At 71.2% G+C, this 14,011-nt stretch carries 17 protein-coding genes; 9 read left to right on the top strand and 8 right to left on the bottom strand.

Going from position 1 to position 14,011, the window contains the following annotated elements:
• Positions 1–32 precede the first annotated feature (32 nt).
• Positions 33–1,241, top strand: coding sequence for an MFS transporter (locus HD595_RS12895; RefSeq protein WP_253768735.1), 1,209 nt, complete (start codon positions 33–35; stop codon positions 1,239–1,241).
• On the opposite strand, the gene HD595_RS12890 is transcribed toward HD595_RS12895, so the two are convergent.
• Entirely contained in the window at positions 1,234–2,229 is a 996-nt protein-coding gene (locus HD595_RS12890) for a MerR family transcriptional regulator (RefSeq protein WP_253768734.1), read from the bottom strand. The two genes, HD595_RS12895 and HD595_RS12890, sit on opposite strands and share 8 nt — an antisense overlap.
• Before the next feature lie 34 nt (positions 2,230–2,263).
• Positions 2,264–2,536 carry a hypothetical protein gene (locus tag HD595_RS12885; RefSeq protein ID WP_253768733.1) on the bottom strand — a complete coding sequence of 91 codons (273 nt, stop codon included), beginning with the start codon at positions 2,534–2,536 and terminating at the stop codon, positions 2,264–2,266.
• A 104-nt stretch (positions 2,537–2,640) separates the two neighbouring features.
• Between HD595_RS12885 and HD595_RS12880 the strand changes: the two genes are divergently transcribed.
• Both HD595_RS12880 and HD595_RS12875 read left to right on the top strand, forming a co-directional pair.
• A complete protein-coding gene (locus HD595_RS12880; RefSeq protein WP_253768731.1) occupies positions 2,641–3,132 on the top strand; it encodes a GNAT family N-acetyltransferase in 492 nt (163 codons plus the stop codon).
• A gap of 32 nt (positions 3,133–3,164) precedes the next feature.
• Complete coding sequence (locus HD595_RS12875) at positions 3,165–3,497, top strand: YnfA family protein (protein WP_253768729.1); 333 nt, start codon at positions 3,165–3,167, stop codon at positions 3,495–3,497.
• 32 nt (positions 3,498–3,529) lie between these two features.
• Here the strand turns inward: HD595_RS12875 and HD595_RS12870 are convergent, their stop codons facing one another.
• Complete coding sequence (locus tag HD595_RS12870; protein WP_253768727.1) at positions 3,530–4,168, bottom strand: GOLPH3/VPS74 family protein; 639 nt, start codon at positions 4,166–4,168, stop codon at positions 3,530–3,532.
• A complete protein-coding gene (locus HD595_RS12865; RefSeq protein ID WP_253768725.1) occupies positions 4,165–5,547 on the bottom strand; it encodes an APC family permease in 1,383 nt (460 codons plus the stop codon). Before HD595_RS12865 ends, HD595_RS12870 begins: the two co-directional genes overlap by 4 nt.
• Positions 5,548–5,798: 251 nt before the next feature.
• Between HD595_RS12865 and HD595_RS12860 the strand changes: the two genes are divergently transcribed.
• The 3 genes from HD595_RS12860 (at position 5,799) to HD595_RS12850 (ending at position 7,761) form a co-directional block, all read left to right on the top strand.
• Positions 5,799–6,557: an NAD(P)H-binding protein gene (locus HD595_RS12860; protein ID WP_253768724.1), complete on the top strand. Its 759-nt coding sequence runs from the start codon at positions 5,799–5,801 to the stop codon at positions 6,555–6,557.
• Positions 6,558–6,639: 82 nt separating this feature from the next.
• The gene (locus HD595_RS12855; RefSeq protein WP_253768722.1) at positions 6,640–7,179 is read left to right on the top strand and encodes a DinB family protein; all 540 of its coding nucleotides are present in this window, start codon (positions 6,640–6,642) and stop codon (positions 7,177–7,179) included.
• Between the two features lie 27 nt (positions 7,180–7,206).
• The gene (locus HD595_RS12850) at positions 7,207–7,761 is read left to right on the top strand and encodes a GNAT family N-acetyltransferase (protein WP_253768721.1); all 555 of its coding nucleotides are present in this window, start codon (positions 7,207–7,209) and stop codon (positions 7,759–7,761) included.
• Positions 7,762–8,272: 511 nt separating this feature from the next.
• Here HD595_RS12850 and HD595_RS12845 read toward each other — a convergent pair.
• Entirely contained in the window at positions 8,273–8,977 is a 705-nt protein-coding gene (locus HD595_RS12845; protein ID WP_253768719.1) for a hypothetical protein, read from the bottom strand.
• A 111-nt stretch (positions 8,978–9,088) separates the two neighbouring features.
• Between HD595_RS12845 and HD595_RS12840 the strand changes: the two genes are divergently transcribed.
• The gene (locus HD595_RS12840) at positions 9,089–9,565 is read left to right on the top strand and encodes a GNAT family N-acetyltransferase (protein WP_253768718.1); all 477 of its coding nucleotides are present in this window, start codon (positions 9,089–9,091) and stop codon (positions 9,563–9,565) included.
• Positions 9,562–10,065: a VOC family protein gene (locus HD595_RS12835; RefSeq protein ID WP_253768717.1), complete on the top strand. Its 504-nt coding sequence runs from the start codon at positions 9,562–9,564 to the stop codon at positions 10,063–10,065. Before HD595_RS12840 ends, HD595_RS12835 begins: the two co-directional genes overlap by 4 nt.
• A gap of 133 nt (positions 10,066–10,198) precedes the next feature.
• Here HD595_RS12835 and HD595_RS12830 read toward each other — a convergent pair whose 3' ends face one another.
• The 3 genes from HD595_RS12830 to HD595_RS12820 form a co-directional block, all read right to left on the bottom strand.
• On the bottom strand, positions 10,199–10,600 hold the full coding sequence (locus HD595_RS12830) for a hypothetical protein (RefSeq protein WP_253768716.1): 402 nt from the start codon (positions 10,598–10,600) through the stop codon (positions 10,199–10,201).
• Between the two features lie 87 nt (positions 10,601–10,687).
• A complete protein-coding gene (locus tag HD595_RS12825; protein WP_253768715.1) occupies positions 10,688–11,164 on the bottom strand; it encodes a hypothetical protein in 477 nt (158 codons plus the stop codon).
• Between the two features lie 25 nt (positions 11,165–11,189).
• Entirely contained in the window at positions 11,190–11,867 is a 678-nt protein-coding gene (locus HD595_RS12820) for a macro domain-containing protein (protein WP_253768714.1), read from the bottom strand.
• Positions 11,868–12,310: 443 nt separating this feature from the next.
• On the opposite strand from HD595_RS12820, the gene HD595_RS12815 reads away from it, so the two are divergent.
• Positions 12,311–13,930, top strand: a complete 1,620-nt coding sequence (locus HD595_RS12815) for an ADP-ribosyltransferase domain-containing protein (RefSeq protein ID WP_253768713.1) — start codon at positions 12,311–12,313, stop codon at positions 13,928–13,930.
• The last annotated feature ends 81 nt before the right edge of the window (positions 13,931–14,011 follow it).

The raw sequence follows: 14,011 nt of genomic DNA, 5'->3' as shown, positions 1-14,011 counted from the left end.
CACATGTATGTGATGGTTCGAGCATACGCAGCATGAGCGACCGCATCACGCGGCCGGCCCCGCCCAGCACCGCGATCCCCGGGGAACGCCTGCCCCTGGGGGCGCTGCTGGCGCTGGCCACGGCCGCCTTCATCACCGTACTCACCGAGACCCTGCCCGCCGGCGTCCTGCCCGCCATGAGCGCCGGCCTGGGCGTGAGCGAGTCCGCGACCGGACAGCTCGTGACCGTCTACGCGATCGGCACCGCAGTCTCCGCCATCCCCCTGTCCGCCGCCACGGCCGGCTGGCCGCGCAAGCGCCTGCTGCTGAGCGGCGTGGCGGGGTTCGCCGTGGCCAACACCGTCACCGCCGTCTCGGCGTCCTTCCCGCTGACGCTGGTGGCGCGCTTCGTCGCCGGGGTGGCCGCGGGGGTCGTCTGGGCGCTGCTCGCCGGGTACGCCCGTCGCCTGGCCCCCGTCCACCTGCAGGGCAAGGCCATGGCGATCGTCATGGCGGGCATACCGGCGGCGCTGTCACTCGGGGTGCCGGCCGGCACCTTCGCGGGCGCGGCGCTGGGGTGGCGGGTCACGTTCTGGGCGATGACGGCGATCGCCGTCGTCCTGCTCGCCTGGATCGCCGCGCTCGTCCCCGACCACCCCGGCCAGCGCGCCGGCGGCCGTCCCGCGCTCCTGCGCACGCTCACCGTGCCGGGCGTCGCGCCGGTGCTGCTGGTGACCCTGCTGTTCGTGCTGGCGCAGACGATCCTCTACACGTACGTCGCGACGCTCCTGAACGCCAACGGCCTCGGCGACGCCGTGGACCTCTTCCTGCTGATCTTCGGCGTCGCCTCGCTGGTGAGCATCTGGCTCGTCGGGGCGCACATCGACCGGCGCCTGCGCCCGCTGACGATCGGCGCCGTGATCCTGGTCGCCGTGGGAGCCTTCGTGCTGGCGGTCGCCGCCCGCGAGCCCGCGCTGGTGTACGTGGCGGCGGCCCTGTGGGGGCTCGGCTGGGGCGGCGCCCCCACGCTGCTCCAGACGGCGGCCGGCGACGCGGGCGGCGAGGCGGCAGACACGGCGCAGGCGGCGCTGGTCACGCTGTGGAACGCCGCCATGGCGGCGGGGGGCGCGGTGGGCGGCGTCCTGCTGAACCTCTTCGGGACGGGCGCGTTCGCGTGGAGCACCCTCGTCCTGCTGGCTCCGACCCTGGCCGCCGTCCTCCTGGCCCGCCGCCACGCCTTCCCGCCCCGCCGTCTCACCTGACGGCGGGCGGCGATCCCGATGTGCGGGCGCGCAGGGCGCGTACGGTCCAGTCGATCGGGGGCGTCAGGCTCTCGGGCGGCGGCCAGCCGTTGACGACGGCGAGCAGCCGCAGGTAGCGCTCGCGGCGCGGGTCGTTGACCGCCTCCAGGTGGGCGAGCAGCCAGCGCGGGAGGCGGTCGTCCCCGCCCCGGGCGTCGCCGGGCAGCCCGGTGATCCGGGCGCACCTGGCCACGATGGCGTCGAGGACCGCGCCGGCCTCCTCGGACGCCGGGTCGAGGCCGGCCGCCACCGCGGGCCCCGCCTTCTCGCGGACCACCGCCACCGCGTGCGGACGCGGCACGCCGCCGGCCCCGGCCCCGGCCGCGAGCTCCGCGTGCTCCTCGGCGACGCGGCGCATCACGGCCCGGAAGCCGGGGTCGCCGGAGAGCTCCGCGAGCTCCACCCACGCCTCCACCTGCTCCGGCTCCGGGTCGTCGGGCAGCTCGGGCGTCAACGAACGCCTGATCCCGGCGAACGCCCCCACCGCGGTCCCGGTCGCGTCCGTCTCGCCGAGGCCGCCGAACGCGGCGTCGAGGAAGTCCTCGACCAGCCGCCGCCGCTCGTCCTCGGACAGTCTGGCCAGTGTGTGCATGAGCTCCATCTCCTCAGGGGTGGACCCGCGCCTGGCCACCGCCGTCAGCACCGCGCGCCGCAGCCGCAGCGTCCGGATCTGCACGGCCAGCGCGTCGGCGTGCGCGGCGGCCACCTCGGGCAGCGCGACCTCCCGGTCCACGACCCGGCGCACCGTGGGCAGGTCCAGCCCGAGCTCGCGCAACGTCCGTACGAGATCCAGCCGCGCGACGGCGTCCACGCCGTACCGGCGGTAACCGGCCGGGGTACGGCCGATCGGCGGCACGATGCCCTGATCGGAGTAGAACCTGATGGCCTTGACCGTCAGGCCGGTCCGCCGGGCCAGGTCACCGATCGAGTAGCACGCGTCGCCGTCCATGCCCCCCACCCTGCCGTCTCCCCTCACTGGAGACTCAAGGGCGGTGCCAGGGCTTCAGCGTGGGCGGCGCGTCGGCGTCCTCCAGGTACCGCTTCGCCCGGTCCACGCACTCCGGGCAGACGGGCTTGTCCACCGCGCGGGCCACGGCCTCCGGGCTCGGCTCGCGGACCGAGCCCAGGACCGTCATCCCGGGCGGGAAGCCGGTCTCGGGGTCGACGGCGAACATCGTGGCGGTCGCGGGGTCGTAGGCGAACGTGCGGCCACAGCCGTAGCAGCGGCCTATCGTCGTAGGCTGCTTGTCCGTCATAGCTCGTCCGTCCCGTCTGTCGTCCGGCGTGCCCATGGTCGCACGGCCGGTCGCGGCCGCCCAGTCCACAGCCTGTGGACGGCCGATCACGAGAGGTGTCATCGTTGAGGATCCGCCGGGCAGTTCCCGAGGACGCCGCCCTCCTGGCCCGACTCAACCCGTACGTCCACTCGCTCCACGTCGAGAGCCGGCCCGACATCTTCCAGGGCGCCCCCGACGTCGAGCGGCTGACGGCGCGCTTCGCGGAGCAGCTCCGGCAGGACACCGCGCGGATCTTCGTCGCGGAGCTTCCTGATCTTCCAGATCTTCCGGACGGCGGGGCCGCCGGGTACGCGGGTGCGACCGTGCACCACCGCCCCGCCGACGTCCTGCTGAACGCGGACTCCTTCATCGCCCTCGACCAGATCGTCGTCGTGCCCGCGGCCAAGCGCCTCGGCGTGGCCGGCGCGCTGCTGGAGGCCGTGCGGGAGGCGGGCAGGAAGGAGGGCTGCCGGCGCATGGTCACCGACGTCTGGGACTTCAACGAGGGCGCCCGTTCGTTCTACGAGGCGGCCGGCTTCCGGCCGATGAAGCGCCTCCTGGAGCAACCCCTCTGACCCGTGCGGTCGCGCCCCGTACAGTCGCAGCCGTGACTGTCGCGCGTTCCCTGCTGCTGTTCCTGATCGCCGCGCTCGCCGAGATCGGCGGCGCCTGGCTCGTCTGGCAAGGGGTGAGGGAGCAGCGCGGGCTGCTGTGGGTCGGCGCCGGGGTGATCGCGCTCGGCCTGTACGGGTTCGTCGCCACCCTCCAGCCGGACCCGCACTTCGGCCGGATCCTGGCCGCCTACGGCGGCGTGTTCGTCGCCGGCTCGCTGGTGTGGGGCGTGGTGGTGGACGGGTTCCGGCCCGACCGGTGGGATGTCGTTGGAGCGGCCGTCTGCCTGGTGGGCGTGCTGGTCATCATGTACGGCCCCCGGGGATGACGACGCGCCGCCGGAGTCAGCGGTAGGCAGGGTCAGCGGTAGATGGCGATCGCGGCCTCGGCGACCAGCGTGTCCACGAGGTCCACGACCAGCTTGGCCTCGGGGGAGTCCGCGTCGGCGATGGCGCGCAGCCGTTCGATGAGCCGGCCGGCCGGCTGGTTGAGGTAGAGCTCCGCCTCCACCCGCAGCACCGACACCAGGCCGCACAGCACGGCGCAGCGGGTGTCCGGCTCCTTCCAGCTCTCCGCCGCGGCCCGCACCCCCGACGACGCGCGCACGGCCCAGGTGATGTCGGTGAGCTGGTAACGCAGGTACGGCAGCATGCCCATGCGGCGCTTGGTCACCGGGGCGAGCACACCCTTGGCGACCAGGTCGTCGCGGGTGCGCTCGTAGATGTCCTTCGCCGCCGTCTTGATCCAGAACTTGACGTCCTCGTGGTCCCGGTCCCGGGGGATCCGGCCGACCATGGCGTCGGCGATCGGGTCACCGGTGAGGCCGCGCTCGAAGACGGTGACCCGGCCCTGGACGACGGCGACGCGGTCGGCCAGGATCAGCTCGGCCAGCACCGCTCCCGCCAGGCCCAGGGCCAGCGACGACTGGTGGGTCAGGAGCTTGCCGGCCTCGGTGTGGGCGATGAGGTAGAGGTCCTGGTGGAGCAGCAGCCGGTTCACACCCGTTCCTTCGCGTCCAGGCCGCGCAGGACGGGCCGGCGTCCCGTGGCGTACATGCCGGCCAGGAAGACCGCGCCGACGACGAGCCAGACGAAGCCGGTCACCTGCGCCAGGACGTGCGCGTTGATGACGACGAGGATGAGGATCGCCATCCCGATCAGCGGCGAGATCAGGTGCGCCCACAGGTTGTCCGAGCGCTGCCGGATCACGTAGTGCACGATCACGGACACGTGCAGCATGATGAACGCGACCAGCGCGCCCATGTTGATCAGGCTGCCGAGCACGTCGACGCCGTCCTCGCGGGAGGCCATGTACAGGCCGAGCCCGATGGACAGCGCGGAGACGAGCAGGATGGCGTTGGTCGGCACCGAGTTCTTGACCGACACCTTCGACAGGAACGCCGGGAGCTGGCGGTCGCGGGCCATCGCGTACAGCAGGCGCGACACGGCCACCTGGGCGACCAGCGTGTTGGCCACGCCCCAGGAGATGGCGGTCGCGTCCGAGGTGAGCTCGCGCAGCCATTCGCCGCCCGCGACGGCCGCCGCGTCCTGGAACGCGGTGCCGGTGTCGTGGTTCAGCAGCGTGGCCGGGTCGGGCACGAGCAGGGCGGCGACCCACACCTGGACCATGAACAGCACGCCGGCCAGGATGAGCGCGAACCGCATGGCCTTGCTCACCTGCGCCGAACCGCCGGTGGACTCCTCGACCAGCATGGCGATGCCGTCGAAGCCGAGGAACGACAGGACCGCGACCGACACCGCGGCGAAGATCACCGGCCACGAGAAGGTGTCCGGGTTGAACAGCGGCGAGAGGCTGAACCCGTGGCCCGCGCCCTGGAGCAGGGCCCAGACGCCGGCCGCGAGGAACAGCACCAGCACGACCAGCTCGGCGGCGATCATCACCCGGGTGAGCCTGATCGTCATGCGGACGCCGCGCAGGTTGATCACCGTGTTGACGGCCACGAAGATGATCAGCCAGCCCCACACCGGCACCTGCGGCACGGTCTCGTTCATGGCCAGCGACGCCACCAGGTACAGCAGGCTCGGCAGGAGCAGGTAGTCGAGCAGGATCGCCCAGCCCGTCAGGAACCCGACGGGCGGGCTGATGCCGCGGCTGGTGTAGTTGTAGACCGAGCCGGACAGCGGGAACGCCTTGACCATCTGGGCGTACGAGGCCGCCGTGAACAGCAGGGCGACCATGCCGACCAGGTACGCCAGCACCGGCATGCCGCCCGAGCGGTAGTACACGAGCCCGAAGATGGCGAAGGGGGCGATCGGCACCATGAAGTTGAGGCCGTAGAACACGAGGTCGGCCGGCCCGACGCCGCGCCGCAGCTCCTGCCGGTAGCCGAACTGCTCGATCTGCTCTTGTGGCTGCACGACAGTCTCTCCATGTCGTCATGCACCGGTGTGCGGGGGGTGGCCGCCGGTCCGGACGGAGCGCGGACATCGCGGTATTTCAACGGGTGATCCTCCCGTAGCGGAGGGTCGCGTCGCAAGGGGCGGAAGGGGCAAACGGGCATTGAGCGCCTGTTGTGGCCGCAAGGTGATCGTAAGGTGACCAAAATCCGTGCCGGTGCGGGCCGAAAACCGGTGGCGCCGGGCCGGCCCGGCCGACTTCACTGGTTCTCATGATCGTCGTCTCCGCCGCCTCCGGCGCGCTCGGCCGGCTCGTCGTCGACCACCTCCGGACCCGCGCGGAGGTGGTGGCCGTGGTACGCGACCCCGGCCGGGCTCCGGAAGGCGTCCCGGCGCGGCACGGCGACTACGACGACCCGGCGAGCCTGCGCACGGCCTTCGACGGGGCCGCCCGGCTCCTCCTGATCTCCTCGCCGGAGCTCGACCCCGCGCGGCGGATCGCCCAGCACCTGGCCGCGGTGGACGCCGCCCGGGACGCCGGGGTCGGCGCCGTCGCCTTCACCAGCTTCCTCGGCGCCGGCACCGGGGCCACCGGCATGACCGAGGCGTACCACGCCACCGAGCAGGCCATCCTGCGCAGCGGCCTGCCGTACACGCTGCTTCGGCACCCCTTCTACAGCGACGCGTTCGTGCCCCGGATCACCGGCGGCGAACTGACCGCGAGCACGGGCGGGCGCGGCCTCAACACCGCGTTCCGGTCCGACCTGGCCGAGGCGGCGGCGAACGTGCTCACCGGCGAGGGCCACCTCGGGCGGGCGTACGACTTCACCGGCCCCCTGTGGAGCCATCCCGGGCTGGCCGAGGAGCTGGGGGTGGCCTACCGCGAGGTCCCGGACACCGCTCCGGGGCCCATGAGCTGGATCAACGCGCAGATCCGCGCGGGCGCGCTCGAACAGCAGAGCCCCGACCTGGAGAAGGTGCTCGGCCGGCCCGCGGAGCGGATCGTCTCCCGCGTCCGCCGGGACGCCTGAGCACCGTCCACCATCGCGTCGTACGCCGGAGCGCCGGGCTCGCCGTGGTGGGCGACCAGGCGGCGGCCGTATGATCACCCCCATGTCCCCCCTCGACGACCAGGGCCGGCCCGAGCCCCCTCTCGCGGGCGACGAGATCGCCACCGTCCTGGGCTTCCTGGACTTCCAGCGGGCGACCCTCGCGTGGAAGTGCGCGGGACTCGACGCCGACGGCCTCAGGGCGACCGCCGGCGCCTCCTCGATGACCCTGGGCGGGCTGCTCAAGCACCTCGCTTACGTCGAGGACGAATGGTCGGCGTACTGGCTGCACGGGCGCGACCGGCAGCCCCCGTGGGACACCGTGGACTGGAAGGCCGACCCCGACTGGGACTGGCACTCGGCCGCCGACGACACCCCCGAGCAGCTCCACGCCCTGTGGCGGGAGGCGGTGGACCGCTCGCGCGCCCTGGTGGCGCAGGCGCTGGCCGACGGCGGCCCCGGCCGGCTCGCCCGCCGCACCCGGTCCGACGGCCGCGCCCCGAGCCTGCGCTGGATCCTGCTGCACCTGGTGGAGGAGTACTCCCGGCACAACGGGCACGCCGACCTCATCCGCGAGTCGGTGGACGGGCTCACGGGGGAGTGAACGCGTGAGATCGCTCGGGAGGCTTCGATGACGGGTGACGCGGTGGTGCGGCTGCGGCCGGTGGCCGAGGGCGACCTCGACCTGTTCCGGCGCTTCGCCACGGAACCGGGCCTGATCGGGCTCGACTGGACCGGTTTCCGCGACGCCCAGGCCCCCGCCCGGCGTTTCGCCACCGACGGCTACCTCGGCAAGGAACACGGCCGGCTCATGGTGGCCGTCGAGGGGAGCGAGAGCGCGGCGGGCTTCGTGGACTGGCACGAGACGGTCGTCGGCGTCGCGGCGTACTGGGAGATCGGCATCGCGCTGCTGCCCGACTGGCGGGGGCGCGGCATCGGCTGGCGCGCGCAGGCGATGCTGTGCGACTACCTGTTCACGCACACGCCGGTCGAGCGGATCGAGGCCCGCACCCACCCGGAGAACATCGCGGAGCAGAAGTCGCTGGAGAAGGCGGGGTTCCGGCTGGAGGGCGTGCTGCGCGCCATCGAGTTCCGGGCGGGGCGGTGGCGGGACGGCTGGGTCTACAGCAGGCTGCGCAGCGACCCCGCGCCGCCGCCTCACGCCGGCTCCGGAGACGTCGCCTAGCCTTCGCCGCCTCGCTCGCCTTCGCTCGCCGCCTGTCTCGCCGGCGAGACACGTGATGATATTCGCGCCCCGCCCTCCTCGAAGAAGGGAAGAAGGCGGGGCGCGGGTACGCGAATGTCAGCAGCAGTACCAGTTCGCGCTGGCGGGAGCGGCCGTGGCCGCCGTGATGGCGGCTCCGATCCCGACCGAAATGAGCGCCGTGAGAACGGCGGCGACAATACGACGACGCATACGATTTCTCCTTCCGGGAATTGGCTGGATTTATTCAGGAGTTTAGCGATTCGGCATCTGGATGTCTTCAGCGTCGCCATTGTGAATTCAAATGAATCCGCCGCCCGTACACCATTCTTTTCGGCCGCTGCGTTTCGCCGCCTCGTCTCGACGGCCCACCACGTGCCGTCGGATTGGGCAGGGTGTCGTCCCCGAATATCGCGACGACCGCCGAGAGCGACGACCGCGCCCGGATGAGCCTCCACGACGCGCATTGTCATCAAGCCATTCCGGAGGGTAATCACCACCATCGGGACGTCGTCTCACGTATCGGCGGCAGTCCGCGCAGCAGCCGTACCCCCAGCGGCGCCAGCGCCACGCAGAGCAGAACGGTCACCAGCACGTCCGGGACCGAGGCGCCCTTCAGCACCCCCATCCAGGTCCCGCCCGCCAGCAGCAGCATCACGGCGCGGGTGACGCCGAACAGCCGCGACCGCCAGGCGGCGACGGCCAGCAGCAGCGACCCCGCGTACTGGCCGACCGAGGCCCAGACCGGGATCCGCCACGGCCCGTACGAGATGTCGACGTACTCCTTCATGATCGCGTCCGTGGCCCGGTCCAGCCCGATGACCTCCGTGAGCTGGAAGGCGGTCTGGTCGGCGCCGGCGAAGTACAGGCGGGCGAACAGCCCGGCCACCAGCAGCGTGCCGCCCCAGAACGCGAGGCGGCCTCCCACCTGCTGGGCGAGGGTGACAAAGGCGGGGAAGAGCAGCAACGCCCCGAGCGCGAACACCGCGTACGCGAGCGTGACCAGCGCGGGCTCCGAGGCGTAGGCGAGGAGCTGCCCGTACGCGGCGAACGGCCGCCCGTCCGCCCACGCCTGCTGCTGAGGGGTGAGGGCGACGACCGAGCTCGTCCAGCGCAGCAGATATCCGGCCGCCATGACGACCGGTCCCAGAACGAGGGCGACGCCGCCGAGCCGGCGTCCGGGGAAGTACGCGTCCATGACGGCGACCATGTCACCGGCGAGCCGGACGGATCATCCGCCGATCGTCAAGCGTCGCTCCTGCCGAAAGTCATGTCCGCTCTCGCCGGAGATTTCCCTATCGTTCTCGTCATGACGACCAGTCTCCGGCTCGTGCCCATCACCCCCGCCAACATCGACGCCGCCCTCTCCGTGAAGGTCCGTCCCGACCAGGAGCGCTTCGTCTCGCCGGTGGCGAAGTCGCTGGCCGAGGCCTACGTCCACCCGGAGGTGGCCTGGCCCCGCCTCATCCTCGACGGTGAGAGCCCGGTGGGTTTCCTCATGGCGTTCCTCGACATCGACTGGGACGGCAAGGGTGTCGACTTCCGGTCCGGCCTGTGGCGGCTCAACGTGACGCCGGACGCGCAGGGGCGCGGAGTGGGACGCTTCGCCGTCGCCTCGGTCGCCGCCGAGGTCAGGCGTCGTGGCGGTACGCGGATGTACGTCACCTGGGAGCCGGCGGAGGACGGGCCGGAGGGCTTCTACCGGAAACTGGGCTTCCAGCTCACGGGAGAGACGAGCGGCGGCCAGACGGTCGGCGTCCTGGACCTGACGAACCTCGCATCGTGAGCGGGAGCGAGATGGAGAGCGGCCCGGCCACCGGCGGGTCTGACACCGGCGGATCCGGTGATGGCGGCCCGGCCACCGGCGGATCCGGTAACGGCGGGCCCGTCACCGGAACGCTGCACCATGTCGAGATCTGGGTCCCCGACCTGCACCGGGCCATCGCCGCCTGGCAATGGCTGCTGACGGCCCTCGGCTACACCGAGTTCCAGAACTGGAGCGACGGGCGCAGTTGGCGGCTGGGCGACACCTATTTGGTCCTGGAGCAGTCGCCCGCGCTCAGCGCCGACCGGCATGACCGCCGCCGCCCCGGGCTGAACCACCTGGCCTTCCACGTGGGTAGCCGTGCCCTGCTCGACGCCCTGGTCGAGCAGGCGCCGGCGCACGGCTGGACCCTGATGTTCGCCGATCGCCACCCGTTCGCCGGCGGGGAACAGCACTATGCCGCGTACCTGGAGGATCAGGACGGTTTCGAGGTGGAGTTGGTCGCTTCCGGCGCATCGTGATCCGGTGGGGTGGGCGCGGCCGGGGTCCACAGAGAAAGTCCGTTCGGCGGCCGCCACATTGTCATGGCCAGATCAAGGGAAACACGTCAGCGACTCCAGCGCGCCGCTCCTGGTTCGCAACCGTGCGGTACGACTACCAGGAAAGGGCCGTGGAAACGCCCAGCAAAGCCGCCTGGAGAACAATGACGCTGACAGCGACGCGAAGCGCCATCAGTTTCCAGAGAACTGCCAGCAGAACCCGCCCGGCGGCCCATTGCCCCAGCGACTCACGGTCGATCAGGCTCAGGCCGCCCATCGACAGCGGCGCGCCAGGCCGCCGCAAGAGCCCCGCGACCAGCACAACCGCCGCACCCACCGCGCAGGCCTGCGCGAACAGGGCCGCCAATGCCGGCAGGAGGCCATCGGTCATCGTGCGGCGGCTCACCAGCAATAACATCCCGGTAGCGGCGAGCAGAAAAAGGGAGGCGGTGTCCGCCCATAAAATCGTGCGACGATGACGAGCGGTATCCGAGGAGGAGAACGCCGACTCAGCCACACCTCAGACCGTAGCACGCGAGTATTCGGCGTATTGAAGGTTTATTTTCGCGGCCGGGCGCTGGGGAAGATTCGGAAGGCGCGACGATCAAGCGCGTGATCTCAGCCGTCGCCACCAGGAAGGCTTGATGACGCGAGCGGCGCTCCCGCGAGGTGCCTCCCCTGTGACGGCGTACTTGAAGAACGCCTCCAGGTCATGCGTGTTCCCCTCGTGAATCCGCTTGGCGACCTTGTTGTGCGGATAGCCGCGCATGCCGTCGGGGCTTTCCACGGCGGCGGCCTTCTGGTCGCCGCAGTACACCCATCGCCATCCGCACTCGCGGACGATCATCTCGCCCAGGTACGCACCCGCACCCAGGATCACGCTGTGCGTGACCTCAGGCGAGGGCTTGGCGGCGGCGAACTCGGCGCAGTAGTTGTCGAGGTGGTGAATGAACGCCGGGTCCCAGTCGAAGGAGTACCCGTCCGCGCGCGAATGCTCCACGAACAGCTCGGCCAGGTCCCGCATGTGCGCGGCGGTCTCGGCGTCGCTCGGTGGTGGGCCCTGCTGCGCCTTCGCGCGCATCGTCGCCTCCTCGATGTCGGAGTGTTCAGCCGCGCGAGCGGGACGACTCCGGCGGCGTGATCCGCACCCGCGTCTCCTCCGAGTGGGACTCCAGGTCATCGAGCTGCTCGTTGATCGTCTTCCGCAGGTCGTCGTAGTCCTGGAACGAGTAGTCGTTGAACAGCGTGTAGCCCGTCCACATCAGGTTCGCGCACACCCGCGCCGGCACCCGGCCCGTCGCCGCGCCCATGCCGACGAGCGCCACCGAGGTGATGCTGCCGGGCTCCCTCTCGTTCTGCATGTGGATGGCCTGGAAGGCGGCGGCGCACGCCAGCGCCACGTTCAGCGTCTCGCTGACGTTCTGCGCCGACCGCACCATCGTCGGGGTCGAGATCAGGAACTTCGGGTTCACCGCCCCGGACGGCACGCACACGGCGCTGCCCACCGGCAGCGTTCCCCCGAACTGGTCGCGGATCGCCCGCTGGACGCGCAACTGGATCCCCGCCCCGAGGTGCCGCTTGATGACGGCGTCGACCCCGCCGTCCATCCGGCCCCGCGAGTTGGTCGGGCTGACCCAGGCGTCGACCTGCTGGTCGAGGATCGAGCCGTGGTGGATCTCGATGTCGGGGGTGTCGGCGAACGCCGCCCGCCATGACTGCACCACCTCCGCGTTGACGTCCGCCAGCACTACCTTGAGCTGCGGCTTCACACGGTCGACGATCATGGTTCACTCCGGTCGCGGGGGAGGGGATTTCCGACGTCGACGAACATACCGCCGCCCTCCGACAAAACGGATCTTGGCGACAGAGGCGGGAGCGATGCCCAAGCTCGCACACGCCCCGGCCTTGGAGTGACGTCCAGGCTGGTGCACGCCCCGGCCTTGGCGTGACGCCCAGGCCCGTGCACGCCCCGGCCTTGGAGTGACGCCCAGGCCCGTGCACGCCCACCCTCCTCTACGCCTCAGTTGCGAGCGCCCTCGCGCTCATGGCACCTCATGTGTCCCCGACGCCGCACGGACCTGCTCGCACCAGGCCGTACGCCGAACCGACGCCCCCGCGGGAACGAGACGGCGGCTTCGAGATCGCGATAGGGATCTTGACACGGCACAATTCCCCCACCCCCATGTCCCCCGTGCCTCGCAGCGGCACGGCTCGCCCTACGGAGCCCATGATGAGAGACAGCAGCGCCTCCACCCCGCCCGGCCCCAACGACCCCCTGGCCCTCACCGAGCTCTTCAACGGTGGCGGCGAGCCGTGGTTGCCGCTGCTGCAGCCGGTCATCGAGGCGCAGCCGGCCGCCGCGACCTTCATCGGCCCGGGACGCAGCCCGATGGTCGTCCCCGTGCGGGAGCTGACCTTCCAGGCGCTCAAGCCCAACCCGCCGCACAAATGGAAGGTCGTCGTCTTCGGCCAGAACCCGTATCCCCGGGCCGAGAGCGCCACCGGCATCGCCATGTTCGACAACACCTTCCACGACTGGAAGGACAGCCAGTTCGGCAGGGTGATCAGCATCCGCTGCATCATCAAGGCCGCGGCGATGTGGAAGCACAGCATCCCCAAGAAGACGCCCATCGCCGACATCCGCGCCCTGCTGAAGCAGCACGACACCGTGCAGCCGCCGGAGTGGTTCCAGGCGATGCTCACCCAGGGCGTCCTGCTGCTGAACGCCGCGCTCACCGCCAGCGGCGACGGGGCGATGGCCACCGACCAGCACACCGCGTTCTGGCGGCCGGTCGTCGAGAAGATCGTCGAGGAGATCCTCAGGGCCAAGCAGAACGCGGACGAACAGGACCGCGGCGTGGTCTTCGCCTGGTGGGGGGTGCACGCCCGCAGCCTGAAGCAGGTCGTCCTCCGGCTCCAGCAGAAGTACCCCGAGGTGGAAGTACGGCACATCGACCACCCCAACCCGGCGGCCCAGGGCGACATCTTCTGCGACGGCGACCACTTCGGCACCGTCAACGAGGCGCTCAGGGAACTCGGAGCCGACGAGATCGACTGGCTGCCCAGCAAGGGGTGGAACAAGCCGGCCGCCCAGGACGGCGGCCCGGACGCGGACACCGCCGACCGGATGGGGGCGTTCATCGCCTCCACGATGGAATTGCACAAGCTCTACCTCGAACGACTGGCCAGCGTCAAAGACGAGGGACTGGTCCTTCCCGCGATCACCGGGGTGTTCGACACCCCGCTCATGGACTTCCGCGAGGCCATCCGCCCGGTGGCCAAGCTGCTGTCGGGACTCGACTGGCACGCGGAACAGTCGCACCAGTTCGGTGTCAGGCAGGCGGCCGGCGCGCCCGGCGAGCTGACCGCCGACGAGATCGCGGCGCTCTACCTCTATACCTGCGAGTCGGCGTTCTACCGGCAGATCAACGCGACCCTCCGCAACCCGGACCGTGGCCAGGTCGTCCCGTATCTGCCGTACCTGCGGCTGCTGTTCTCGGCGGTGTCGCGTCTGCCGGTCCGCAAGGAGCCGCTGTGGCGCGGGGTGTCGCTGGACCTGCGGGCGCAGTACCCGCTCGGCCGGACCGTGACGTGGTGGGGCGTCTCCTCGTGCACGTCGGAGCTCGGCGTGGCCCAGGCGTTCCTCGGCCGCCGCGGCAAGCGGACCCTCTTCGAGGTGCTGCCGGCGAGGGCCGTGGGCATCCGCAGGTTCTCGGCGTTCACCGGGGAGGAGGAGTACATCCTCGCTCCCGGTACGCAGCTCAAGGTGACGGATGTGAAGGTCGAACGCGGCGGCCTGTGCACCGTGAGGCTCGCGGAGCTGGAAGAGCAGCACCTGGTGGCGTGAGCGCGTGTCGGGGGTGGTCATGGTGCGCGGAGACGCTCCTGGTCGGGTGGTGCGCCCTAGGTGGGCGGGGTGTGGTGTGCG

The sequence above is a fragment of the Nonomuraea roseoviolacea subsp. carminata genome (assembly GCF_024172185.1).
Lineage (GTDB): Bacteria > Actinomycetota > Actinomycetes > Streptosporangiales > Streptosporangiaceae > Nonomuraea > Nonomuraea roseoviolacea.
This window is presented reverse-complemented; position numbering and strand designations above follow the sequence as displayed.

Bases quoted from the DNA above. Each gene is read 5' to 3' on its own strand.
- HD595_RS12895 (WP_253768735.1), top strand. From the start codon at position 33: ATGAGCGACCGCATCACGCGGCCGGCCCCGCCCAGCACCGCGATCCCC.
- HD595_RS12890 (WP_253768734.1), bottom strand. From the start codon at position 2,229: ATGGACGGCGACGCGTGCTACTCGATCGGTGACCTGGCCCGGCGGACC.
- HD595_RS12885 (WP_253768733.1), bottom strand. From the start codon at position 2,536: ATGACGGACAAGCAGCCTACGACGATAGGCCGCTGCTACGGCTGTGGC.
- HD595_RS12860 (WP_253768724.1), top strand. From the start codon at position 5,799: ATGATCGTCGTCTCCGCCGCCTCCGGCGCGCTCGGCCGGCTCGTCGTC.
- HD595_RS12855 (WP_253768722.1), top strand. From the start codon at position 6,640: ATGTCCCCCCTCGACGACCAGGGCCGGCCCGAGCCCCCTCTCGCGGGC.
- HD595_RS12850 (WP_253768721.1), top strand. From the start codon at position 7,207: ATGACGGGTGACGCGGTGGTGCGGCTGCGGCCGGTGGCCGAGGGCGAC.
- HD595_RS12845 (WP_253768719.1), bottom strand. From the start codon at position 8,977: ATGGACGCGTACTTCCCCGGACGCCGGCTCGGCGGCGTCGCCCTCGTT.
- HD595_RS12840 (WP_253768718.1), top strand. From the start codon at position 9,089: ATGACGACCAGTCTCCGGCTCGTGCCCATCACCCCCGCCAACATCGAC.
- HD595_RS12825 (WP_253768715.1), bottom strand. From the start codon at position 11,164: ATGCGCGCGAAGGCGCAGCAGGGCCCACCACCGAGCGACGCCGAGACC.
- HD595_RS12820 (WP_253768714.1), bottom strand. From the start codon at position 11,867: ATGATCGTCGACCGTGTGAAGCCGCAGCTCAAGGTAGTGCTGGCGGAC.
- HD595_RS12815 (WP_253768713.1), top strand. From the start codon at position 12,311: ATGATGAGAGACAGCAGCGCCTCCACCCCGCCCGGCCCCAACGACCCC.